The sequence below is a fragment of the Microbacterium binotii genome (assembly GCF_021398715.1).
GTDB classification, from domain to species: domain Bacteria; phylum Actinomycetota; class Actinomycetes; order Actinomycetales; family Microbacteriaceae; genus Microbacterium; species Microbacterium binotii_A.
The window spans coordinates 2,194,969-2,217,830 of record NZ_CP090347.1 but is presented as its reverse complement, the minus strand read 5'-3'; the positions used below and the strand labels follow the sequence as shown (position 1 = coordinate 2,217,830).

Sequence of the window (22,862 nt, the reverse complement as noted above, 5' to 3'; positions counted from 1 at the left end):
AAGCCTTACCAGAAAGAAGGATGCCGCGGTGCTGTCGAGTCTGCTGATCGGTCTGCGCGAGGGCCTCGAGGCCGCCATCGTCGTCGGCATCCTCGCCGCCTACCTCTCCCGCCTCGGCCGGCGGGACGTCCTCCCTCGACTGTGGATCGGCGTCGGGCTCGCCGTCCTGCTCTCGCTCGTGGTCGGCGCCGTCCTCACGTTCGGCGCCTACGCGCTGACCTTCGAGGCGCAGGAGATCCTCGGCGGAGGTCTCTCACTGGTCGCCGTGGCGATGGTCACCTGGATGATCTTCTGGATGCAGCGAGCCGGCCGGGGTCTCAAGCGTGCCCTCGAAGGCGACGTCGACCGGGCGCTCGCGGCCGGGGCGCTCTGGGGCATCGTCGTCATCGGCTTCATCTCCGTCGCCCGCGAGGGTCTGGAGACCACTCTGCTGCTGTGGTCGATGGTGCAGTCCTTCGGCGACGCGCCCGCCGCCCTCGGCGGCGCGGTCCTCGGCCTCGCCCTGGCCGTCGTTCTCGGTGGGCTCATCTCGCGCGGCATGATCCGTCTCGACCTGCGGGTGTTCTTCACCTGGACCGGCGCCCTGCTCATCATCGTCGCCGCCGGCGTCCTCGCCTACGGCGTGCACGACCTGCAGGAGGCGGGCGTGCTCCCGGGGCCGTTCTCCGATGCCGCCACGATCGATGCGGTGACCGGCGTCGTCGGCGTGGGCCTCGCCGGCTTCCCGTTCGGGTGGGCCTTCGATCTGTCGGCGATCATCGCCCCCGGCGGCCCCGTCGCGGTGCTATTGCAGGCGACCGTCGGGTTCATGCCGCAGATGACGTGGCTGCAGGTCATCGCGTGGGGCGTCTACATCGTCGTGGTCGGCATCCTCTTCTTCCGCGGTGCGCGTCCGCACCCGCGGTCCCACCGAGCGCAAGAAGCCGTCGCTCCCGCACATCAAGGAACCCCATGACAGCTCCTCGTCTGATCGGCGGCGCCGCAGCGCTCGTCATCACCTCGCTCGCACTCGCCGGATGCGTGGCCAAGGCCGACGTGGCCGCCTCCGACGCCCTCGCCGTCACGGCGAGCGACTCCGCGTGCGATCTGCCCACGGCGACCGCCACCAGCGGCACCCTGGCCTTCGACGTCACCAACACGGGCTCGCAGGTCAGCGAGTTCTATCTGCTCGCCGAGGACGGCCTGCGTATCGTCGGCGAGGTCGAGAACATCGCTCCCGGCGCTTCGCGCACACTCACGGTGGTCGCCCAGCCCGGCAACTACTTCACGCTGTGCAAGCCCGGCATGGTCGGCGACGGCGTCGGGCGAGCGGGCTTCACCGTCACCGGTGACGCCGTCGCCGCCTCCGGCGACGACGCCGAGCAGAAGCAGCAGGCCGTCTCCCTGTACGCCGCCTTCGTGAAGGACCAGGTCGAGCAGCTCGTCCCCGCCGTCGCCGCCTTCACCGCCGCCTACACCGCCGGCGACGACGAGACCGCCCGCACGTCCTTCCCGCAGGTGCGCTCGTTCTACGAGCGCATCGAGCCGGTCGCCGAGTCCCTGGGCGATCTCGACCCCAAGATCGACTACCGCGAGGTCGATGCGGTCGCCGAGGGCCTGGACTGGACCGGATTCCACCGCATCGAGAAGGACCTCTGGGTCCCCGCGCAGGACGCGCTCAACGCCGACGGCGCCACGCCCGCCTGGCAGGACTGGACGCCCTCCACGCCCGAGCAGCGCACGGAGCACGCCGACCAGCTCGTGGCGGATGTGGCCGAGCTCAACGACTACGTCCACTCCGACGATTTCGTCAGCGCACTCGACGCGCAGGGCATCGCGGGCATCTCGAACGGCGCCATCGCGCTGCTCGACGAGGTCGCCAACGGCAAGATCTCCGGCGAGGAGGACTGGTGGAGCGGCACCGACCTCTACGACTTCGCCGCCAACGTCGAGGGCTCGAAGATGGCGTACTCGCTCGTGCGCGACTTCGCCGAGAGCAAGGGGGCGGACGGGCAGAAGCTCGTGACGGCCATCGACAAGGGGTACGCCGATCTCGAGGCGCAGCTGGCGACCTACGGCAGCGCGGACACCTCCTTCGCGGCCTACTCGACGCTGACCGAGGCCGACAAGCGCACCCTGACCGATCTGATCAACGCGCTCGCCGAGCCGCTGTCGCGTCTGACGGTGACCGTCCTCTCGTGAACGACCCGCAGTCCGACGCCCAGCAGATCGAGCCCGCCGACCCGCCGTTCGGGCTCAGCCGACGCGGCCTGCTCGGTCTGCTGGGCGCCGGCGCCGCCGGCCTCGCCATCGGCGGCGCCGGCGGGGCTGCGGTCGCCACGGTGGTCGCCGGCCCCGCATCCTCCGCCGACGCGGACGGCGTCCACGCGTTCTTCGGCGAGCACCAGGCGGGGATCACGACCCAGGTGCAGGATCACCTGCACTTCGCCGCCTTCGACCTCGACGACGATCTGACGCGCGACGACCTGGTCTCGCTGCTGCAGGACTGGTCGTACGCGGCATCGCGTATGACGCAGGGACTCGACGTCAGCGCCTCCGGCGCGGTGGGCGGTTCGCCCCAGGCCCCGCCGGACGACACGGGGGAGGCGCTCGGGCTTCCCGCGAGCTCGCTGACGATCACCTTCGGATTCGGGCCGGGGCTGTTCGAGCGCAACGGCGTCGACCGCTTCGGGATCGCCGATCGTCGCCCCGACCTGCTGGCGCCGCTGCCGCGCTTCGTCGGCGATGATCTGGACCCGCTGAACTCCGACGGCGACCTGTGCATCCAAGCCTGCGCCGACGACCCGCAGGTCGCCGTCCACGCCATCCGCAACCTCAGTCGCATCGCGTTCGGCCGCGCTCGCATCCGCTGGGCGCAGCTCGGCTTCGGCCGCACGTCGAAGACGACGGCCGCGCAGTCGACACCCCGCAACCTGTTCGGCTTCAAGGACGGCACGGCCAACATCCTCGCCACCGACACCGCGGCGCTCGACGAGCATGTGTGGGTCGGGGATGAAGGGCCCGCCTGGCTCGCCGGCGGCAGCTACCTCGTCGCCCGCCGCATCCGTCAGACGATCGAGACCTGGGATCGTCTGCGGCTCATGGAGCAGGAACGCACGATCGGGCGCGACAAGCGCGAGGGGGCGCCGCTGTCGGGCGGGGAAGAATTCACCGCACCGGACTTCTCCGCGAAGGATGCGTCCGGCGCCGCCCGCATCGACCGCGCCTCCCATGTCAGCCTCGCCCACCCCGACAACAACGGCGGGATCCGCATCCTGCGCCGCGGCTACAACTTCGTGGACGGCAACGACGGGCGGGGTGCGCTGGAGGCGGGACTGTTCTTCCTGTCGTACCAGCGCTCGCCCGAGCAGTTCATCACGCTGCAGAAGGCGCTCGCGCGCGACCTTCTGACCGAGTACCTGCGCCACGTCGGCTCCGGGATCTGGGCCGTGCCGGGCGGTGTCCGAGAGGGCTCGTTCGTCGGAGCCGACCTCTTCGCCTGAGCGCGCTTCAGCGGCGCTCGGGGGCGCGGCGCGAACCGGTCGGGTCGCTGCGGTGACCTTCGCGACGTGCCAGGGTGCGGTCGGCGAACAGCCATGACCAGCGCGGCTCGACGAGGGGGCGGAACACTCGGCGCACCGGCGCCGTCGCGAGTGTCAACGCGATGAGCACGGATGCGGCGCAGACCACCGGCAGCCAGAACCAGGTCGGGTCGAGCCCGCGCAGGACGCCCGACTCCCGGAACGGGTAGAGCACGAAGGAGTGCAGCAGGTACACGTACATCGTGTACTGCCCGAACGAGGTCCACCAGGCCGCCCGTCGCGGCACGAGCGCGAGGAAGGCGGCGGTCAGCAGCAGTGCGATCGCCATGAGCGCGAGTCGGATGCCGCCGGCCCACCACTGCTCGCCGCCGAGGTCCGAGTAGGCGTCCTCGTAGAACAGCCACGTGCGCAGATCGATCGCCCGCCAGACGTCGATGAAGATCCAGGCGACCGCACCGGCGATCACCAGCACCGCCGCGGCGGCGACACGGCTCCACCACGGCCGGGCCAGCAGCGAGAAGCGCTCGACGACGTCGTGCTCGCGCAGCCACCAGCCGAGGGTGAAGAAGAACAGGAGACCCATCGTGCGCGACAGCGACAGTGTGGAGTCGATGTTCGGCAGGTAGCCGACGCCGATCGAGACGACGAGCGTCCAGAGCAGTGGCCAGCGCAGAAGGGCGAGGTAGGGCAGGACGACGCGGAAGATCCCGAGTGCGAGCAGGAACCACAGCGTCCAAGAGGGCTGCGTCGGGTTCGGGTTCGCGGCGCCCTCGACGAGGAACTTGGTGATCGTCCACAGCGTCTCGAAGATGAGGTACGGCAGCAGGATGTCGGTGACGACGCGGGCCATCTGACGCTTGCCGGGAACGCCCGCCTTCGAGAAGTAGCCCGAGATGACGGCGAAGGCGGGCATGTGGAAGGCGTAGACGAGGAGGTAGAGCGCGAGGGCCGCATCCGAGTCGTAGATGAGTCGCTGCGTGGCGTGCCCGAGCACGACCAGGACGATCGACGCGAAGCGCGCGTTGTCCCAGAAAGGCACCCGGCGCTTCGGGCGCGCCGCGGGCGCGGGGGTCGGCGGAAGGCTCATCGCGTGCGACCCTACCGGTGCGCGTGGTGCGCGTGTCGCCTGTTCGCGGAGGCAGTAGGGTGTGGCCACCGGTGAGGGGGTGTCGATGGTCGTGCGCGAGGATGCTGCCTGGCAGGACCGATCGCTCGGCGATGTGGACTGGCATCTGTTCCCGCCGGACGCCGTGCGTGACGTCGTCGCCGCGCCGTCGGGGTCGTTGGCCCGCGTCTCGCTCGGCCCCGCGGGCGGCCAGAGGGTTGTGCTCGTTCCCGGGGTGACCGGATCGAAGGAGGACTTCGTGCTGGTCATGCCGCTGCTCGCCGCGGCCGGCTACCGCGTCGAGTCCTACGACCTGGCGGGGCAGTACGAATCGGCGGCGGCGGGACCGGAGAACCTGGTGCCGCCCCGACGGCACTACGACTACCCGCTGTTCGTGGACGACATGATCACGGTGCTCGAAACCGGATCCGCCCCCGTGCACGTGCTGGGGTACAGCTTCGCGGGCCTCGTCGCCCAGCTCGCGCTCGTCGCGCGCCCCGAGCTTTTCGCGACCCTCGCGCTCGTGACCTGCCCGCCGGCCACGGGGCAGGTCTTCCGCGGCGTCAAGCGCATCGGACGGCTCTCGGACGCGGCGGGGCCGCGCGCGGGTGCCGGGCTGATGCTGTGGGGGATCCGCAACAACCTCAACCGCGTGCCGCCGGGACGACTGCGCTTCGTGCGCGAGCGGTTCGCGCTGACCCGTCGCTCGAGCGTGACCGACATCGTGGGCCTCATGATGACGATGCCGGATGTCACGGCCGCCGTCGCGGGTCTCGACCTGCCCAAGCTCGTCGCCACCGGCACGCACGATCTGTGGCCCGAGTCGGAGTACCGCTCCTATGCGTCGCGGATCGGGGCGCAGGCCGTGGTCTACGACACCGGCCATTCGCCGAGCGAGACCGTGCCCCACCAACTGAGCAGGGATCTGCGTCATCTGTACGAATCGGCATCCGATCGCCGGGAATAACCTCGACCCCGACGCGTTATACGGGATATATTCAATCGCATAGAAACGGATGCGGGCACGCACCCGGGAAGCGGAAGAGGAATCGTGAGCGAGAACACCACCTGGCCGGGAATGCAGTTCGGCATCTTCACGGTCTCGGACATCACCCAGGACCCGGTGTCGGGTCACACCCCGAGCGAAGCGGAGCGCATCCGCAACACCATCACGATCGCCAAGCACGCCGAGGAGGTGGGGCTGGACGTCTTCGCCCTCGGCGAGCACCACAACCCGCCCTTCTGGTCGTCGTCGCCCACCACGACGCTCGCCGCGATCGCCGCGCAGACCGAGCGACTGCTCGTGTCGACCGCCACGACGCTCATCACCACGAACGACCCGGTGAAGATCGCCGAGGACTTCGCGATGCTGCAGCACGTCTCGAACGGCCGCACCGACATCATGCTCGGCCGTGGCAACACGGGCCCCGTCTACCCCTGGTTCGGCAAGGACATCCGCCAGGGTCTGCCGATCGCGCTGGAGAACTACGCGCTGCTGCACAAGCTGTGGCGCGAGGACGTCGTGGACTGGGAGGGCAAGTTCCGCACCCCGCTGCAGGGCTTCACCGCCACGCCGCGCCCCCTCGACGGCGTGCCCCCCTTCGTCTGGCACGGCTCGATCCGCACGCCGGAGGTCGCAGAGCAGGCCGCCTACTACGGTGACGGCTTCTTCGCGAACAACATCTTCTGGCCGGCCGAGCACTACCAGCGCCTGATCGCGCTGTACCGCCAGCGTTACGCGCACTACGGACACGGCACGCCCGAGCAGGCGATCGTGGGCCTCGGTGGACAGGTGTTCATGCGCGCGAACTCGCAGGACGCCGTCAACGAGTTCCGTCCCTACTTCGACAACGCCCCGGTCTACGGACACGGCCCGTCGATGGAGGACTTCACGCAGATGACGCCGCTCACCGTCGGCTCGCCCCAGCAGGTCATCGACCGCTACGCGGGCATGCGCGAGCTGTTCGGCGACTACCAGCGCCAGCTGTTCCTCATGGACCACGCAGGGCTTCCCCTGAAGATCGTGCTCGAGCAGCTGGACATCCTGGGCGGTGAGGTCGTGCCCGTGCTGCGCAAGGAGCTCGCCAAGAACCGTCCCGCCGAGGTGCCGGACGCGCCGACCCACGAGAACCTCGTGCGCAAGATGTACGGCGACGCCGAGCCCCGTCAGGCCACCCCGCGTGCCAACCGCGGTGACAACTTGACCTCGGGTTCGCCCTACCAGGACACCCCGCAGCCGGTCGGCGCCGCCTTCGGTGCCGCTGCCACTCGGAGCGCCTGATGAGCACCCGTCGTATCGCCGTCGTCTCGGCGGGGCTGTCGAACCCGTCGTCGACCCGGATGCTGGCCGACCGCCTGCTCGCCGCCACGGCGCGCGAGCTGGCGGAGCGCGACATCGAGATCACCGCCGACGTGTTCGAGCTGCGCGACTACGCGCACGACATCACGAACAACCTGCTGACCGGGTTCGCGCCCACGGCGCTGGAGACGATGATCAACACGGTCGTGTCGGCCGATGCGCTCATCGTCGTCACGCCGATCTTCTCCACCAGTTACTCGGGTCTCTTCAAGTCGTTCATCGACGTGCTCGACCCCGACGCGCTGCGCGGCAAGCCGGTGCTCATCGGCGCGAACGCGGGGACCGCCCGCCACTCGCTGGCGATCGACTACGCGATCCGCCCGCTGTTCGCCTACCTCCACGCGGATGCGGTCTCCACCGGCGTGTTCGCCGCCTCCGCCGACTGGGGCGGTAGCGGAGACCAGGTCGCGACGCTCTCGAGCCGCGTGGACAAGGGCGCGCGCGAGCTGGCCGAGGCCATCGCCCGCCGCAGCCCCGTCGTCGACGCCGACCCGTTCGATCCGGCGAACTACCTCGGGGAGGGCCGTTCGTTCGGCCATCTGCTGGGAGGTCTCTCGGGGGAGTGACCTCTCCTCATCGGGTGAGGGCGCTGCGTCACCGCGGCGCCCTCACCCGTCTCGCGGCAACCGCGTCCACGGCGAAGCCCAGGCCAAGAGCGAGAACGATGGACACGATCACCGCGACGACGGGGCCGCCCGGCACGATGGCGCCGACCGCCGCGCCGATCAGGCTCTGATAGGCCGCCCAGCCCAGCGCCGCGAGTCCGCACGCGCCCAGGAACCTCGCCGGGCGCACGCGCGTGGCTCCCGCCGTGAGGGTGACGGCGACGCGCGCGAAGGGGATGAAGCGGGCGGTGAACACGACCGTCGCGGCGCTGCGGTGCAGACGCCCTCGCGCCCAGGCGAACGCCGCCGCGACGCGGGGATGCCGCATCCAGCGCCAGCGTTCGATCCCGACCGTGCGTCCCAGCAGGTATCCGGCGGCGTCGCCCGCGAATGCCGCGGCGGCGGCGACGGCGACGACCGCGACGATCGGGGGCTGGCCGGTCGACACCGCCAGTGCGCCCATGGCGGTCACCGCGACCTCGCCCGGGATCACCACCAGAAGGGCGTCGGCGAACACGAGCAGGGCCATGAGCGGCAGCGCCCACGGACTCGACGCGAGATCGGTCAGGAAGGGATCCGCCACGGGTGAAGCATCCCAGCGGCGGGTGAACGGCGACCCAACGGGGCACGTCCGGTGACGAGCCGTGGTGCATCGGGTGAACTCTCGACGATCCACCCCGGTTCACGCCGTGCGGGCGTGGCTCCGGGAGCACCCTGGTCTCGTGAGAGTCGCGCTGATCGCCGAGTCCTACCTTCCGCACATGAACGGGGTGACCGGCTCCGTCCTGCAGGTGCTCCGCCACCTCGCCGCCGACGGTCACGAGACGCTCGTGATCGCCCCTCGCTCGAGCGAGTCCGTCGACGCGGTCGCAGCCTCCCGCACCGAGCTGCTCGCCTCGCTCCCGTTGCCGTCGTATCCGCAGGTGCGCGTCGTCTTCGCGCGCGTCGCACGTATCGCGGCGATCCTCCGCGAGTTCCGCCCCGACGTGGTCCACCTCGCATCGCCCTTCGTGCTGGGGTGGCAGGGCGTGAACGCCGCCGAGTCGCTGCACACCGCATCCGTCGCGATCTACCAGACCGATGTCGTCGCGTACGCCGAGCGCTATCGGATGCCGCAGGCCGCGGCCCTCGCGGCGGGCCACGTCGCACGGCTCCACCGCCGGGCGACCCTCACCCTCGCGCCCTCGACCCCGTCGGTGGCGCAGTTGGAGCGGATGGGGGTGGACCGCTTGCGGATGTGGGCGCGGGGCGTGGACGGCGAGCGGTTCCGACCGGAGCGCCGGAGCGAGCAGTTCCGCCGCCGCGTCGCACCGGGCGAGCGCATCATCGGCTACGTCGGGCGCCTCGCCCCGGAGAAGCAGGTGGAGGATCTCGCGGTGCTCGCGGGCGTCGAGGGTGCGCGGCTGGTGATCGTCGGAGACGGTCCGTCCCGGGCACAGCTCGAGCGGCAGCTTCCCGGCGCGGTGTTCCTCGGGCACCTGGGGGGCAGCGAGCTCGCGGAGGCGATGGCGTCGTTCGACGTGTTCGTCCATCCCGGCGAGAGCGAGACCTTCGGCCAGACGATCCAGGAGGCGCACGCGAGCGGCGTCCCGGTCGTCGCCACGGGGACGGGCGGACCCGTGGACCTCGTGCGTTCGAGCATCGACGGATGGCTCTATCGTCCCGGCGACCTCGCGGATCTCCGTGCTCGCGTCGGTGACCTCCTGGGTGACGACGCGAAGCGGCAGGCTTTCTCGGTCGCCGCGCGCGACGCCGTCGCCGAGCGCACCTGGGCGTCGCTGTACGGTCAGCTCCTCGGGCACTACGCCGAAGCACGGGAGCTGCGTCGGATCGACGATCGACTCCTGGCCCGCGGCGAGACGCGCCCCGCCATTCCGGCGCTGCTTCCCGCGCCGCGCCGGTGGGCGAGGTTCGTCGCCCTCGGCGACTCGCTCACCGAGGGCCTGTGCGACACCTCACGCGCCCCGCACGGGCAGTACCGCGGCTGGGCCGATCGCCTCGCACCGCTGCTCGCGCAGCAGCACCGGGGCCGCGAGCCCTTCCGCTACGCCAATCTCGCGGTCCGCTCGCGTCGCGTGCGCGATCTCACGACGACGCAGATCCCGCGGGCGCTCGAGCTGCGCCCCGACCTCGTCTCGATCCTGATGGGCGCGAACGACCTCGTCGGTCACGGCGCGGCCCCGCGCCAGCTCGCCGCCGAACTGGAGCAGGGTGTCCTCGCGCTGCGGGCGGCGGGCTGCGATGTCCTCCTGGTCACGCCCTTCCTGCCGCACCGTCGGGCCGCGGGACTGTTCGCGCACCGCTTCGCCCAGTACGCCTCCGAGCTGCGCCGCATCGCTCGCGTCCACGGCTGCATGCTCCTCGACCTGGACGCGCTGCCCGAGATCGGCGCGCTGGAGATGTGGGCCGATGACAAAGTGCATCTTCGCTCGCGGGGTCACCGTTTCCTCGCCTACCGCGCCGCCGAGGTGTTGGGGATCCCGGATGCGGAGGCTCTGGGTGATCTGGACGCCGCACTGCACGACGACGAGCCCTCGACAGGCAGCTGGTTGCGTCGTGATGCGCTGCCCTGGCTGTGGCGTCGGATGCGGGGGCGCACCGCCGGTGACGGACTGGACGCCAAGCACGCCGACTACGTCGAGATGCCCGGAGCCGGCCGCTCTCGCCGCGCCTCCTCGTCCGCTTGAGCGCCTGCGAGCGGGGCGATCAGTACCAGCCGGTGGCCTGGGAGTGGCCCCACGCGCCGCAGGGGGAGCCGTAGCGGCCCGAGATGTACGACAGGCCCCAGTTGATCTGGGTGGCGGCGTTCGTTCGCCAATCGGCGCCGGCGCTGGCCATCTTGTCGCCCGGCAGCGACTGCGGGATCCCATAGGCGCCGCTGGAGGGGTTGAGTGCGTCGGCGCGCCACCCGGACTCCCGGTTCCACAGCGACACGAGGCACTCGAACTGATCCTGTCCCCAGCCGTAGGCCCCGATCGCGCCGCGCGCATACTCTCTGGCGCCTGCGGGGTCGACGACGACGGCGCCGCCGGACGGAGGGACGGGCACCGAGGGCGCCGGGGGAGCGGGAGTGCCGGGGGACGGGGATGTGGGTGCCGGATTCGCCGGTTGCGCCGCAACCTGACTCGCCAACCGGTACCGGCGCTCCAGGTCGGCCGTGGTGCCCTTGAGGGTCGCCAGCTGCGCGTAGAGCGTGTCGGCCTGTGTGGTGAGCTCCGCCACCGCTGCCGCCTCCGCGTCTGCGGCGGACTGCGCGTCGGCGGCGGCACGCTCGGCCGCCCTGGCGGCATCCTCGCGCGCGGTGTGTGCCGCGGCGGCCTGACCGTCGAGCGCGGCCAAGAGCTGCGCCGCGTCCTGCGCCTGCGCCGCTCGGCCGGCCCAGGCCGTTCCCATCGTCTCGAGAAGTCCGAGACGGTCGAGCAGATCGTCCGGATCGGCGGCGGTCAGCAGGCGGGCGACGAGGGGACCGTCGGACTGCAGGCGGTACATGGAGGAGGCGAGTGCGCCGGTGCGAGCCCGCTGCGCCTCGGCCTCCGTCCGCGCTGCGGTGACCTGGGCATCGAGTGCGGCGGATCGCTGCGCGGCGTCGTCCGCGCGTCGGCGGGCGTCCTCTGCGACGCGCGCCGCATCCAGCGCCGCGGTGGCGGAGGCTGCGCTGCGCTCCTGTGCGGCGTCGAGTTCGGCCTCGATGCGGGCGACGAGCTCGGCCGCGGCCGCCTGGTTGTCGCGCGCGTTCTGCACGTCGTTCCAGGAGGGTGTGTCGGCAGCCTGTGCGGGCGCGGCGGATCCGGCGAGCAGGACGACCATCGTGACGGCGACAGCGAGCGCGACCGGGCGCAGCGCCCGTCGGCGTGGCGTGCGCTCGACGATCATGCGGAACACGCTATTGCGTCACAGGCGTCACACCAACCCCACGAGTCACACCGACCAGCGGTACTCGCTCTCCGGGCGGCCGGGGCGACCGTGGCGCGCACGCCGTTCGGCGGCACCGATCTCCACGAGGTGCTCCAGGTAGCGGCGGGCCGAGACGCGCGACAGGCCCAGCAGGCGCGCCGTCTCGACGGCCGAGAGAGCGTCGCCCTCTCGGAGTGCCCGGCCCACCGCGTCCAGCGTGTCCGGCGAGATGCCCTTCGGCGTGACCGGGATGGGAGCCGTGCGACCCGCCCCCAGCAGCGCATCGATCTCGGCCTGCGTCGCGGGCCCGCGCGGAGTGCGCCGTTCGCATGCCTGCGCGTACTGCTCCAGCCGCTCCCGGAACACGCCGAAGGTGAAGGGCTTCACGAGGTACTGCACGACCCCGAGGCTCGCGGTCGCCCTCACGGTGTCGGCGTCACGCACGCTGGTCACCGCGATCACGTCGACCGTGCTCCCGGCGGCGCGGATGCGGCGCAGGACATCCAGGCCGCTCGCGTCGGGCATCGTCATGTCGAGCAGGACGAGGTCCACCTCCGGCCGGGGTGCAGGGCCGATGAGCGCGCGCAGCGCTGCCGCGGCTCCCGCGCACAGTCCACTCACCTCGAACCCGTCCAGGCGGCCGACGTACTGCCCGTGCAGCTCCAGCGTCAATGCGTCGTCGTCGACGACGAGGACCTGGATCATGCCCGCCCCTTCAACACGAGCACGAAGCGGCTCGGATGGGCGTCGTCGATGCGGATGCTGCCGCCCGACGCCGTCACGATGTCGCGCACGAGCGCCAGGCCCACACCGCGACCCTCGGCCCCGGCGGGTTTCGTGCTGAATCCCATCTCGAACACCCTCTCGCGCATCTCCACGGGCACACCGGCACCCGAGTCGGCCACCGTGAGGATCAGGTCCTGCCCGGAACGCGTCATCGTGAAATCGACGGTGCGCGGCGTGGGGCCGGTGGCCGCCGCATCCACGGCGTTGTCGAGCAGATTACCCACGACCGTGACGGCGTCGACGGCGGAGAGAACAGAGCGGGGCGCGTCGGGAGCGATCTGCGTGCGCAGGAGCACCCCGCGTTCGGCCGCTTGCGACACCTTTCCGAGCACCAGGGCGCCCACGGTGGCGTCCCCGTCGGCGCGCGCCGTGACCTGATCGACCAGGTCCTGCGAGGCCTGGGCGGAGTCGGTGAGCAGAGCGATCGCCTCCTCGCGCCGGTCCATCTCGAGCAGGGCGACGGCGGTGTGGATGCGGTTGCCGTGCTCGTGCGTCTGGGCCCGCAGCGCCTCGCCGAGGGTGCGCATCGACTCGGCGCTCGAGAGCGTGTCGCGGATCTCGGATGCGGCGAGGTCGCCCGTCACGCGTCGCGTCTGCCCGCGCGCCAGCACCGCACCCACCAGGCCCGCGGCCAGCACGATGAGCGCGACCGCCAGCGCGAACGGCAGCCGGGCGGCGATCCCGTCGCCGATGCTGCCCAACGTCACCCCCGCGGACACCCACCCCACGACCTCGTCGCCCTCGGTGACGGGGGCGATCGTGCGCACCGAGGGCCCGAGCGTCCCCGCGCGCTCCTCGGTGAGCGATTCGGGGGATGCGGGGATCGTCCCGATGTAGCGCTCGCCGATCCGGGCGGGATCGCGGTGGGTGAAGCGCACGCCGTCGGGCGACATGATCGTCACGAAGTCCAGGTCGCTGGCCGCCATGACCGACTCCGCGAACGGCTGGAGGACGGCGGAGGGGGCCGTGGAGGTGACGCCGCTTCGAACGAAGGGGTCCTCGGCGAGGGTGCGCGCGACGATCTGCGTCACGCGCTCCGCCTCCGCACGTTCCGCGCGCTGCGCGTCCAGCACGAGCACCGCGCTGAGCAGGGCCGCCGCCGCGACGGCAGCGGCGGCGATCAGCAGGAACAGGCGCGTGGCCGCGCTCGTCGGGAACTTCGTCGGTCTCACCGCATCCTCCGTGATCAATACGACCACAACTCGACCCGGTCCGTCAGCGGGCATCAAGGTACGAGCGTGGCCACGATGAGGCGGCCCGATCGAGAAGGAGACGATGATGGCTCTGCGACTTCCCCGCACGACGACGGTGACCCTGCCGCGGCTGACAGGCCGCCCCGGTCGCAAGAGATGGGACAAGCACACCTGGCTGTACGTCTCGGTGATCATCGCCGTGGTCGCCGGTGCCGTCGTGGGACTGGCCTTCCCCGAGTTCGCCGTGGGCCTGAAGCCGCTGGGAACGGCGTTCGTGTCGCTCATCACGATGATGATCGCCCCCATCATCTTCTGCACCATCGTGGTGGGCGTGGGTTCCATCGCCAAGGCGGCGACCGTGGGCAAGATCGGCGGACTGGCCCTGGTCTACTTCCTCGGCATGTCGACCTTCGCGCTCGCGATCGGTCTCGTGGTGGGCAACATCATCCACCCGGGCGAGGGGCTGGACATGTCCGGCTCGACCTACCAGGCGACGGGCGAGGCGACCTCCACCGTCGACTTCCTGCTGCACATCGTGCCCGAGTCCTTCTTCGCGGCGTTCACCGGCGGCAGCGTGCTGCAGGTGCTCTTCATCGCGCTCCTGGTCGGCTTCGCGCTGCAGGGGCTGGGGGAGAAGGGCAAGCCGATCATGACGGCGGTCACCCACCTGCAGACGCTCGTGTTCCGCATCCTGGGCATGATCCTCTGGCTTGCGCCCGTCGGCGCGTTCGGCGCCATCGCGGCCGTCGTCGGCTCGACCGGCGTCGCCGCGATCCTCGGGCTCGGGCTTCTGATGGTCGCGTTCTACATCACGTGCTTCGTCTTCATCGCCGGCGTGCTGGGTTCGCTTCTCTATGCGGTCGCCCGGGTGAACATCTTCTCGCTCATGAAGTACCTGGGCCGCGAATACCTGCTCATCGTCGGTACGTCGTCGTCGGAGTCCGCGCTGCCCCGCCTCATCGCCAAGATGGAGCACCTCGGCGTCTCGAAGCCCGTCGTGGGCATCACGGTGCCCACGGGGTACTCGTTCAACCTGGACGGCACGGCGATCTACCTCACGATGGCATCGCTGTTCATCGCGACCGGCATGGGTGCGCCGATGTCGATCCCCGAGCAGATCGGCCTGCTCGTGTTCATGATCATCGCCTCGAAGGGGGCCGCGGGCGTCACCGGCGCGGGACTCGCGACCCTCGCGGCAGGTCTGCAGACCTACCGACCCGACCTGGTCGGCGGTGTGGGCGTCATCGTCGGCATCGACCGTTTCATGTCGGAAGGCCGCGCGGTCACCAACTTCACCGGCAACGCGGTGGCGACCGTGCTGATCGGCACCTGGACCCGGCAGATCGACAAGGCGCGGGTGCGCGAGGTGCTCTCCGGGGCCCGCCCGTTCGACGAGTCCACCCTGACCGGCGGACACGGTGCGGATGCGGGGGAGAAGACGCCCGTCGCAGCGCAGGGGGATGCGGCCGCGAAGCCGATGGCGACCACGGCACGCTGATCGACGAAGAGGGGGGCACGCAATGCGTGCCGGGGCCCCTCTTCGTCGCGTGTCAGCCCTCGATGCCCTGCTCGAAGCCGTCGAAGCGCATCTCGCGCTCGAGCTGCGCCTGCAATTGCGCCTCCTCGCGCGGGTCCGGGGTCTCCGGAGTGCCGTCGAGCAGACCGTCCTCGACCAGCTGCTCCTCGCCGGAGGCTGCGGGCTCGGTGCCCGGTTCGGCGTCGCGGTCGGAGCCGGGGGTGGTGTCGTCGGTCATGACCTGTCCTCTCGTCGGTTCCGCTGTCGCGGGTGTGCGTTCCACGATAGGCGGCGCCGACCGGCGTGAGAACAGGTTGCCCTGGTAGGCTGAGGCGGATCGCTCTCTGCGATCGCCCAACTCCATACGAGTTCACGGAGCAGGCCGGCGGGAAGCTGGTCCCCTGTGGTGGGTTCCTCGTCGTGCGTCGCACGCCGGGTGGTCTTCTACTGGTGGCCAGCGCAGGCTCTCTGCAGTCATGCCGCGCGCCCATAACCGCAGCCCTGCTCCTTCGCATGTCCGCTCGTCGCCCACACGGGGTGGCGAGCCTAAACAAAGAAGGAGGGACCTCTTGGAAGGTCCGGAAATCACCGCCGCCGAAGCCGTTCTCGACAACGGCCGATTCGGCACCCGCACCGTCCGGTTCGAGACCGGGCGACTGGCGCAGCAGGCACAGGGTGCCGTTGCCGCCTACCTCGACGAGGAGACGATGCTCCTCTCGGCCACGAGCGCCGGGAAGCACCCTCGTGAGGGCTTCGACTTCTTCCCGCTGACCGTCGACGTCGAGGAGCGCTCGTACGCCGCCGGCAAGATCCCCGGTTCGTTCTTCCGTCGTGAGGGCCGCCCCTCGACCGAGGCGATCCTGGTGTGCCGTCTGATCGACCGTCCGCTGCGCCCGTCGTTCGTCGATGGCCTCCGCAACGAGGTCCAGATCGTCGTCACGGTGCTCTCGATCGCGCCGGGCGAGTTCTACGACGCTCTGGCCATCAACGCCGCATCCCTGTCGACGCAGATCTCCGGTCTGCCGTTCTCCGGTCCCATCGCCGGTGTGCGTCTCGCGCTCATCCCGGGCCACGGCGAGCACGCCGACCAGTGGATCGCGTTCCCGAAGGCCGAGCAGCTGCAGGAGGCCGTCTTCGACCTGATCGTCGCCGGTCGCGTCCTGGAGGACGGCGAAGTCGCGATCATGATGGTCGAGGCCGAGGCCACCGAGCACAGCTGGGACCTCATCAAGGCCGGCGCCACCAAGCCCAGCGAGGAGATCGTCGCGCAGGGTCTCGAGGCCGCCAAGCCCTTCATCAAGGAGCTCGTCGCGGCGCAGAACGTCGTGGCGAACACCGCGGCGAAGGAGATCCAGCCCTACCCGGTCTTCCCGCCCTACAGCCAGGAGACGTACGACTTCGTCGCCGAGCGCGCCTACGACAAGCTCGTCCCGATCTACCAGATCGCCGACAAGCAGGAGCGTCAGAACGCAGACGACGCGGTGAAGGATGCCGTCAAGGCAGAGCTCGTCGCCGCCGTCGAGGCCGAGCAGCTGCCCGCCGCGGCGACGCTCGAGTTCTCGGCCGCGTACAAGTCGGTCACCAAGAAGATCGTGCGCGGCCGCATCCTCGCCGAGGGCGTCCGTATCGACGGACGCGGCCTGGCCGACATCCGCGCGCTCGACGCCGAGGTGCAGGTCATCCCGCGCGTGCACGGTTCGGCGATCTTCCAGCGCGGCGAGACCCAGATCCTGGGCGTCACCACGCTGAACATGCTCAAGATGGAGCAGCAGATCGACTCGCTGTCGCCCACGACGAGCAAGCGCTACATGCACCACTACAACTTCCCGCCCTACTCGACCGGTGAGACCGGCCGTGTGGGCAGCCCGAAGCGTCGCGAGATCGGTCACGGCTTCCTGGCCGAGCGCGCCCTCGTTCCCGTGCTGCCCAGCCGCGAGGAGTTCCCCTACGCGATCCGCCAGGTCTCCGAGGCTCTCGGATCCAACGGTTCGACGTCCATGGGCTCCGTGTGCGCCTCGACCCTCTCGCTGCTCAACGCCGGTGTGCCGCTGCGCGCACCCGTCGCGGGTATCGCGATGGGTCTGGTGTCCGACGAGGTCGACGGCCAGACGCGCTACGCCGCGCTGACCGACATCCTCGGTGCAGAGGACGCGCTGGGCGACATGGACTTCAAGGTCGCCGGTACCAGCGAGTTCGTCACGGCCATCCAGCTCGACACGAAGCTCGACGGCATCCCGTCGTCGGTGCTCGCCGCAGCTCTCACGCAGGCCAAGGACGCGCGTCTGACGATCCTGAACGTGCTCAACGCCGCGATCGACGCTCCCGACGAGATGGCGCCCACCGCGCCCCGCGTCATCAGCGTCCAGATCCCCGTCGACAAGATCGGTGAGCTGATCGGCCCGAAGGGCAAGACGATCAACGCGATCCAGGACGAGACCGGCGCGCAGATCTCCATCGAGGAGGACGGCACCGTCTACATCGGCGCGACCGACGGCCCCTCGGCCGAGGCCGCCCGCGCCCAGGTGAACGCGATCGCCAACCCAACCAACCCCGAGGTCGGCGAGCAGTTCCTCGGCACCGTCGTGAAGATCGCCACGTTCGGCGCCTTCATCTCGCTGCTGCCCGGCAAGGACGGCCTGCTGCACGTCAGCGAGGTCCGCAAGCTCGCCGGCGGCAAGCGCGTCGAGAACGTCGACGACGTGCTCAACGTGGGTCAGAAGCTGCTGGTCAAGATCACGAAGATCGACGACCGCGGCAAGCTGTCGCTCGAGCCGGTGCTCGAAGAGGCTGCCGACCAGGAGGGTCGCGACGCGGCCAACCCCGGTCCGGAGGCTCCCGCAGAGGGCTGATCCCGAACGCCGCTGAGGCCCCCGTCGCGATATCGCGGCGGGGGCCTCAGCCGTCCGCGGGGAGGCCGTGACAAAAGAGTTATGCAATGTTTATCGATCTGTCGCCGTGGCGGGATCCGGTGAGCGCGCGCTCACTTACTGTCTAAGTACGCGTCGAGCCACGCGGGAGTTCCACGGATTCCGCGTTCCGCGACACGAGAATGCGGAAGGGGTGCGCGTGAGAATCTTCGGAATCGGCACGGCGACGCATCCGGTCGCGCCGATGGATGTGGCCGAGATGCATCCCTCGGCCCCCATCCCCGTACAGGGTCCCGGTGTCGGCGCCGGCATCCGCATCGATCTGGGCGAGAGCGGACAGCGCATCTTCCCCCTCATCCTGGGTGGCGCGGAGTTCGGTTGGAACGTCGACATCGACACCAGCCACACGATCCTCGACGCGTACGTCGAGCGCGGCGGCAACGCCGTGCACACCGCGGACAGCTTCGCGGGCGGGCGCAGCGAACACATCATCGGCGAGTGGCTGCGCAAGCGCCGCGTGCGCGACGACCTCGTGCTCATGACCCGCGTCGGCGCGCATCCGGACCACCCGGGCCTCGGCCCCGTCAACCTGATCCGCTCGGTCGAGGCCTCGCTCGTGCGTCTCGGCATTGATCGCATCGACGTGCTCTACATCGACGGCACGGCAGGCGTGGGTTCGCTCGAGAACACGCTCGCCACGCTGGAGTGGCTGATCGAGGCCGGCAAAGTGCGGGCGATCGGCGCGTACGGCCTCCGAGCGGAGCAGCTGGTGGAGGCCCGCATCCTCTCGTCGGCGGGGCTCCCGCGGTTCACGGTGCTCGACGTGCCCTACAACGTGTTGCGCCGCAAGGACTTCGATGGCGACCTGAGACTCGTCGCCGGGGCGCAGGGCGTCGCGGTGACGCCGTCGCATCCGCTGGAGCACGGGTTCCTCGCCGGCGCCCGGCGCACACGCGACAAGGCGGTCACCTCCGTTCGTGCGGCCCAGCTCGCAGGCAGCCTGACCAAGCGCGGCAGCCGCACGCTGAAGGCGATGGATGCAGTGGCGGCGGAGTTCGGTGTGCCGGTGTCGGCGGTCGCGGTGGCGTGGCTGCTCGCCCAGCGGATCGTCGCCGCCCCCATCGCGAACGCCTACGCGCCCGGCCACGTCGAAGAGGTGCTGCAGGGCGTGGGGCTTCGTCTCACCCGCAGTCAGCTGTCGGAGATCGCGCGCGCGTCGGAGTAGCGGGTTAGGGTGGATGAGACGCCGATGAGGCGTTCGACCTACTCGACGGAGCGACAGGCGTGACTCACTACATCTATCTCGTCCGCCACGGCGAGCATCAGGATGCGGAGCACGGCATCGACGACGGACCGTTGTCGCCGCGCGGCCGCCGCCAGGCTGAACTGCTGGCCGACCGACTCTCGGGCGTTCCGTTCGATGCCGTCTGGCACTCGCCGCTCGTGCGCGCAGCGGAGACGGCCCGCGCGGTCGCCGAGCGCATGCCGTCGATCACGCCGGAAGCCTCGTCACTGCTGTTCGACTGCGTTCCGACCGGGATGACGGAGGAAACGCCCGCGGTCTTCGAGCCGTTCTTCGGCGGTATCACGGAGGCCGCGGTGGATGCGGGGCGCGCGCAGATGGCCGACGCCCTGGCCGCCTTCCTCGTGCGCAAGCAGGGCGATGTGCACGAGCTGATCATCACGCACAACGCGGTGATCGGATGGTTCGTGCGCGAGGTGCTGGGCGCGCCGGACTGGCGCTGGATGACACTCAATCAGGCCAACGCGGGACTCACGGTCATCGCGCAGCGCCACGGGCGGCCGTGGACGCTCGTCTCGCACAACGACCTCGCCCATCTGCCGTTCGAGCTGCGCACGGGCCTCCCCGAAGTCCCGCCCGTCTGAGGCTCCGAGCTCAGGTCAGCACCTTGCCGTACCAGCGCGTGGCGTTCTGGTTGTCGTTGTACGGCTCGATCGCGGTGAAGCCGCTGCGTGTGTAGAGCGAGCCGGCGGCCTCGAGCGAGTGGTGCGTGTCGAGCACGAGCTCCGCTGCGCCGAAGGCCCGGGCGCGCTCCTCGAGCTCGGTCACGAGCAGCCGACCGCCGCCGCTGCCGCGGGCCTCGGGACGGACGAAGAGGTGCTTGAGCTCATAGCGCACGCCCGTGGGCCCGTCGGGGATGCGACGGACGCCGCCGCATCCGATCGCCTCGCCGGCGTCGTCGAAGAGCACGAGGAACACGCCGTTCGGTTGCTCGAAGGCCGCGGGGTCGGGGAAGACCGTGCGGTATCCGCCGCCGGGGAACCCTTCCGCGCGTCGGGCGAAGTACAGGGTGAGCAGCTCGTGACTGACGGGGTCGTCTGCGGGAAGGGCGCGCAGGGTGGGCATACCGCGAGCGTAGCCGGGGTGCGCCTAGGGTGGAGACATGACGACGCGTGTGGCCATCGTGGGAGCAACCGGCAAGCTGGGAAGCATCATCCGCGGCGTGGTCGAGGGTGAAGAGGGCTTCGAGCTCGTCGCCGCCCTGTCGTCGCGCGACGACATCCAGACCATCGACGATGCCGACCTGGTGATCGACGCCTCGATCCCCGCCATCTCCGTCGATGTCGTCCGCGCCGCCATCGAACGCGGCAAGAACGTGCTCGTGGGCACGAGCGGGTGGTCGGCCGAGCGCATCGCGCTCGTGCGTCCCCTGGCGGATGCGGCGGACGTCGGCGTCGTGTTCATCCCGAACTTCTCCCTCGGCTCCGTCATGGGCTCGGCCCTCTCCGCCGCCGCGGCTCCCTTCTTCGACTCCATCGAGATCGTCGAAGCCCACCGCGAGACCAAGATCGACTCGCCCAGCGGCACCGCGGTGCGCACGGCCGAGATGATCGCCGCCGCCCGTCAGGGAACCGGTCCGGTCGAGGCCCCGCACGTCGACCAGCGCGCGCGCGGACAGCAGGTCGCCAGCGTCCCGATCCACTCCCTGCGTCGCCCCGGTGTGGTCGCGCGTCAGGAGGTCATCCTCTCCGGCCCAGGGGAGTCGCTCTCGATCGTCCACGACACGGTCGAGCCGGCCTTGGCGTACGCCCCCGGCATCCGCATCGCGCTCGCCGCGGCCCGCGACGCCCGAGGAGTGCACGTGGGACTCGACAGCTTCCTCGACATCGGCATCCGCCTGCCCGGGGCGCCGAAGACCGGTGCCGGGGTGACCGACGGTGCCGCATCCGGCCAGATCGCTGCGACGACTCCATGAGCGCGCGCATCGGCGTCGCCGTCATGGTGGCGGCGTTCGCGCTCTACGCCGTGTTCGTCGGCCAGCGCGCCTGGCTGCTCCTGACCAGCGGGATGCCGCTGGGGGTCGCGGCGGGCGTCGCCCTGTTGGTCCTGCCGGTCATCGCCGTGTGGGCCGTCGGGCGGGAGCTGTGGTTCGGCGTGCGTGCGCAGGCGCTGGGCCGCAGGCTGGAAGCCGAAGACGCCCTGCCCACCGAAGCGCTGGAGACCCGGCCGAGCGGACGCGTCCTGCGCGACGAGGCGGATGCGGTCTTCCCCGCCTACCGGCAGGACGTCGAGGAAGCGCCCGACGACTGGCGGGCCTGGTACCGCCTCGGACTCGCCTACGACGGATCGGGCGACCGGCGGCGCGCTCGCGCCGCGGTGCGCACCGCGATCCGGTTGGAGCGGCGCGACCGCGGCTGAGCGTCAGGCGGCGGGAACCGCCGCGGCGACCGCATCCTCCACCGTGGGATGCGTGAAGCGGTAGCCGGTGGAGGTCAGCACCGCCGGCACGAGGTCGACGTCGTTGGTCAGCAGCGCCTCGGTGGCGTCCGCTCCGAGTGCCGCGCGCACCGCCCACTCCGGGGCGCGAAGTGCATAGGGTCGGTTCATGCGTCGCGCGAGCGCGAAGCCGAGGTCGTTGGCGGTCGCGCGAGTCGGTCCCGTCAGATTGACCGGGCCCGTGATCTGCTCGGCGAGGACGTGGCGGATGGCCCCCACCTCGTCGTCGAGCGAGATCCACGGCCACGCCTGGGTACCGCGACCGATCGGGCCGGACAGGCCGAGTTTGGTGAGCAGCAGGAGCGGTTTGAGCACCCCCTGCTCGTGCACCACCGGGGCCGTGCGCAACAGCGTCACGCGTGCATCGTCGCCCGCCTCGCGCGCGGCCTGCTCCCAGTCGACGGTGAGCCTCGACAGGAAGCCGTCGCCCGGAGCGGAGGTCTCGTCCTGGCGCACGCCGGGAGCCGATCCGTAGTAGCCCACCGCGGAGGCGGAGACGAACGCGGGGGCATCCGCCCCCAGCGTGCGCAGCGCCCGGGTGAGCGTCCGGGTCGGGGTGAGGCGGGACCACAGTAGCGTGCTCTTGTATGAGCGCGTCCAGGGAAAGCGTCCGACACTCGCGCCGCTCAGGGACACGACGGCGTCCGCCCCCGCGAGGACAGCCGGATCGAGCGGCCCTGCGTCCTGCAGCCACGGCACCTCGTCGGCGCTCTGCGCCGGACGGCGCACGAGTGTGGTCACTCGCACTCCGTCCGTGCGCAGCGACGTCACGAGAGCGCTGCCGATGAGCCCGGAAGCGCCGCTGACGACGACGTGGCGAGGCTCAGGCAAGCGTCGCCTCGAGCGTGATCTCGATGCCCGCGAGCGCCTGCGAGACCGGGCATCCCGTCTTCGCCTCGGCGGCGATACGGGCGAAGTCCTCGGACGACAGGCCCGGGACGCTCGCGTTGACGTTCAGGTGGCTGCCGCTGATGCCGGTGCCCGGAACGAACGTGACGGACGCGGTCGTCTCGATGCTCTCCGGAGGGGTGCCGTTCTCGGTGAGGGCGTGCGAGAGCGCCATGCTGAAGCAGGACGAGTGCGCCGCGGCCAGCAGCTCCTCGGGCGTCGTCACCGAGGTGGAGCCCTCGCTGCGAGCCTTCCAGTTGACGGCAAGGGGACCCTGGTTGGAGGACTCGAGGGCGACCTCGCCCGATCCCTCTGCGAGGCTTCCCTTCCAGCTGGTGCTGGCTTCGCTGGTGACACTCATGGTCGTCTCCCTCCGGCCGCGTTTCGGC

The 22,862-nt window shown here is 70.7% G+C and carries 22 protein-coding genes; 13 read left to right on the top strand and 9 right to left on the bottom strand.

The annotated features are described in order from the left end of the window. Positions 1-28 precede the first annotated feature (28 nt). Genes efeU through efeB form a run of 3 tightly spaced genes read left to right on the top strand, consistent with a single transcriptional unit; the run spans position 29 to position 3,482 of the window. On the top strand, positions 29-955 hold the full coding sequence (efeU, locus tag LXM64_RS11075) for an iron uptake transporter permease EfeU (protein ID WP_234073251.1): 927 nt from the start codon (positions 29-31) through the stop codon (positions 953-955). Continuing rightward, positions 952-2,181, top strand: coding sequence for an iron uptake system protein EfeO (gene efeO / locus LXM64_RS11070; protein WP_234073250.1), 1,230 nt, complete (start codon positions 952-954; stop codon positions 2,179-2,181). The genes efeU and efeO overlap by 4 nt, the downstream gene beginning before the upstream one ends. Next, positions 2,178-3,482 carry an iron uptake transporter deferrochelatase/peroxidase subunit gene (efeB, locus tag LXM64_RS11065; RefSeq protein WP_234073249.1) on the top strand — a complete coding sequence of 435 codons (1,305 nt, stop codon included), beginning with the start codon at positions 2,178-2,180 and terminating at the stop codon, positions 3,480-3,482. Before efeO ends, efeB begins: the two co-directional genes overlap by 4 nt. 7 nt (positions 3,483-3,489) lie before the next feature. Here efeB and LXM64_RS11060 read toward each other — a convergent pair whose 3' ends face one another. Continuing rightward, complete coding sequence (locus LXM64_RS11060; RefSeq protein ID WP_234073248.1) at positions 3,490-4,608, bottom strand: acyltransferase family protein; 1,119 nt, start codon at positions 4,606-4,608, stop codon at positions 3,490-3,492. 85 nt (positions 4,609-4,693) lie between these two features. Here LXM64_RS11060 and LXM64_RS11055 point away from each other — a divergent pair, with 85 nt between their 5' ends. From LXM64_RS11055 to LXM64_RS11045, 3 genes are all read left to right on the top strand, one after another. After that, positions 4,694-5,593: an alpha/beta fold hydrolase gene (locus LXM64_RS11055; protein WP_234075464.1), complete on the top strand. Its 900-nt coding sequence runs from the start codon at positions 4,694-4,696 to the stop codon at positions 5,591-5,593. 111 nt (positions 5,594-5,704) lie between these two features. Further along, positions 5,705-6,907, top strand: coding sequence for an LLM class flavin-dependent oxidoreductase (locus tag LXM64_RS11050; protein WP_137419077.1), 1,203 nt, complete (start codon positions 5,705-5,707; stop codon positions 6,905-6,907). Next, entirely contained in the window at positions 6,907-7,551 is a 645-nt protein-coding gene (locus tag LXM64_RS11045; protein WP_137416548.1) for an FMN reductase, read from the top strand. Before LXM64_RS11050 ends, LXM64_RS11045 begins: the two co-directional genes overlap by 1 nt. A gap of 28 nt (positions 7,552-7,579) precedes the next feature. On the opposite strand, the gene LXM64_RS11040 is transcribed toward LXM64_RS11045, so the two are convergent. After that, a complete protein-coding gene (locus tag LXM64_RS11040; protein ID WP_234073247.1) occupies positions 7,580-8,173 on the bottom strand; it encodes a DedA family protein in 594 nt (197 codons plus the stop codon). A gap of 139 nt (positions 8,174-8,312) precedes the next feature. Between LXM64_RS11040 and LXM64_RS11035 the strand changes: the two genes are divergently transcribed. Further along, complete coding sequence (locus tag LXM64_RS11035) at positions 8,313-10,277, top strand: GDSL-type esterase/lipase family protein (protein WP_234073246.1); 1,965 nt, start codon at positions 8,313-8,315, stop codon at positions 10,275-10,277. A gap of 19 nt (positions 10,278-10,296) precedes the next feature. Here LXM64_RS11035 and LXM64_RS11030 read toward each other — a convergent pair whose 3' ends face one another. Genes LXM64_RS11030 through LXM64_RS11020 form a run of 3 tightly spaced genes read right to left on the bottom strand, consistent with a single transcriptional unit; the run spans position 10,297 to position 13,442 of the window. Beyond that, positions 10,297-11,463, bottom strand: coding sequence for a hypothetical protein (locus tag LXM64_RS11030; RefSeq protein WP_234073245.1), 1,167 nt, complete (start codon positions 11,461-11,463; stop codon positions 10,297-10,299). A 45-nt stretch (positions 11,464-11,508) separates the two neighbouring features. After that, positions 11,509-12,189, bottom strand: a complete 681-nt coding sequence (locus LXM64_RS11025) for a response regulator (RefSeq protein WP_234073244.1) — start codon at positions 12,187-12,189, stop codon at positions 11,509-11,511. Beyond that, complete coding sequence (locus LXM64_RS11020) at positions 12,186-13,442, bottom strand: sensor histidine kinase (protein ID WP_234073243.1); 1,257 nt, start codon at positions 13,440-13,442, stop codon at positions 12,186-12,188. The genes LXM64_RS11025 and LXM64_RS11020 overlap by 4 nt, the downstream gene beginning before the upstream one ends. Before the next feature lie 106 nt (positions 13,443-13,548). On the opposite strand from LXM64_RS11020, the gene LXM64_RS11015 reads away from it, so the two are divergent. Next, positions 13,549-14,961, top strand: a complete 1,413-nt coding sequence (locus LXM64_RS11015; RefSeq protein WP_137416552.1) for a cation:dicarboxylate symporter family transporter — start codon at positions 13,549-13,551, stop codon at positions 14,959-14,961. A gap of 52 nt (positions 14,962-15,013) precedes the next feature. Here the strand turns inward: LXM64_RS11015 and LXM64_RS11010 are convergent, their stop codons facing one another. Continuing rightward, positions 15,014-15,217 carry a hypothetical protein gene (locus tag LXM64_RS11010; protein WP_137416553.1) on the bottom strand — a complete coding sequence of 68 codons (204 nt, stop codon included), beginning with the start codon at positions 15,215-15,217 and terminating at the stop codon, positions 15,014-15,016. 331 nt (positions 15,218-15,548) lie between these two features. On the opposite strand from LXM64_RS11010, the gene LXM64_RS11005 reads away from it, so the two are divergent. The 3 genes from LXM64_RS11005 (at position 15,549) to LXM64_RS10995 (ending at position 19,733) form a co-directional block, all read left to right on the top strand. Further along, on the top strand, positions 15,549-17,828 hold the full coding sequence (locus LXM64_RS11005; RefSeq protein ID WP_234073242.1) for a polyribonucleotide nucleotidyltransferase: 2,280 nt from the start codon (positions 15,549-15,551) through the stop codon (positions 17,826-17,828). Positions 17,829-18,045: 217 nt separating this feature from the next. Continuing rightward, positions 18,046-19,071: an aldo/keto reductase gene (locus LXM64_RS11000; RefSeq protein WP_419144833.1), complete on the top strand. Its 1,026-nt coding sequence runs from the start codon at positions 18,046-18,048 to the stop codon at positions 19,069-19,071. Between the two features lie 59 nt (positions 19,072-19,130). After that, positions 19,131-19,733 carry a histidine phosphatase family protein gene (locus LXM64_RS10995; protein ID WP_137416556.1) on the top strand — a complete coding sequence of 201 codons (603 nt, stop codon included), beginning with the start codon at positions 19,131-19,133 and terminating at the stop codon, positions 19,731-19,733. 10 nt (positions 19,734-19,743) lie between these two features. Here the strand turns inward: LXM64_RS10995 and LXM64_RS10990 are convergent, their stop codons facing one another. Beyond that, a complete protein-coding gene (locus LXM64_RS10990; RefSeq protein ID WP_234073241.1) occupies positions 19,744-20,214 on the bottom strand; it encodes a GNAT family N-acetyltransferase in 471 nt (156 codons plus the stop codon). 37 nt (positions 20,215-20,251) lie between these two features. Between LXM64_RS10990 and dapB the strand changes: the two genes are divergently transcribed. Then, the gene (dapB, locus tag LXM64_RS10985) at positions 20,252-21,064 is read left to right on the top strand and encodes a 4-hydroxy-tetrahydrodipicolinate reductase (protein ID WP_234073240.1); all 813 of its coding nucleotides are present in this window, start codon (positions 20,252-20,254) and stop codon (positions 21,062-21,064) included. After that, positions 21,061-21,507 carry a hypothetical protein gene (locus tag LXM64_RS10980; RefSeq protein ID WP_234073239.1) on the top strand — a complete coding sequence of 149 codons (447 nt, stop codon included), beginning with the start codon at positions 21,061-21,063 and terminating at the stop codon, positions 21,505-21,507. Before dapB ends, LXM64_RS10980 begins: the two co-directional genes overlap by 4 nt. A 3-nt stretch (positions 21,508-21,510) precedes the next feature. On the opposite strand, the gene LXM64_RS10975 is transcribed toward LXM64_RS10980, so the two are convergent. Both LXM64_RS10975 and LXM64_RS10970 read right to left on the bottom strand, forming a co-directional pair. Then, the gene (locus LXM64_RS10975) at positions 21,511-22,416 is read right to left on the bottom strand and encodes a TIGR01777 family oxidoreductase (protein WP_234073238.1); all 906 of its coding nucleotides are present in this window, start codon (positions 22,414-22,416) and stop codon (positions 21,511-21,513) included. After that, a complete protein-coding gene (locus LXM64_RS10970) occupies positions 22,409-22,834 on the bottom strand; it encodes an OsmC family peroxiredoxin (protein WP_137416563.1) in 426 nt (141 codons plus the stop codon). The genes LXM64_RS10975 and LXM64_RS10970 overlap by 8 nt, the downstream gene beginning before the upstream one ends. Positions 22,835-22,862: the final 28 nt, after the last annotated feature.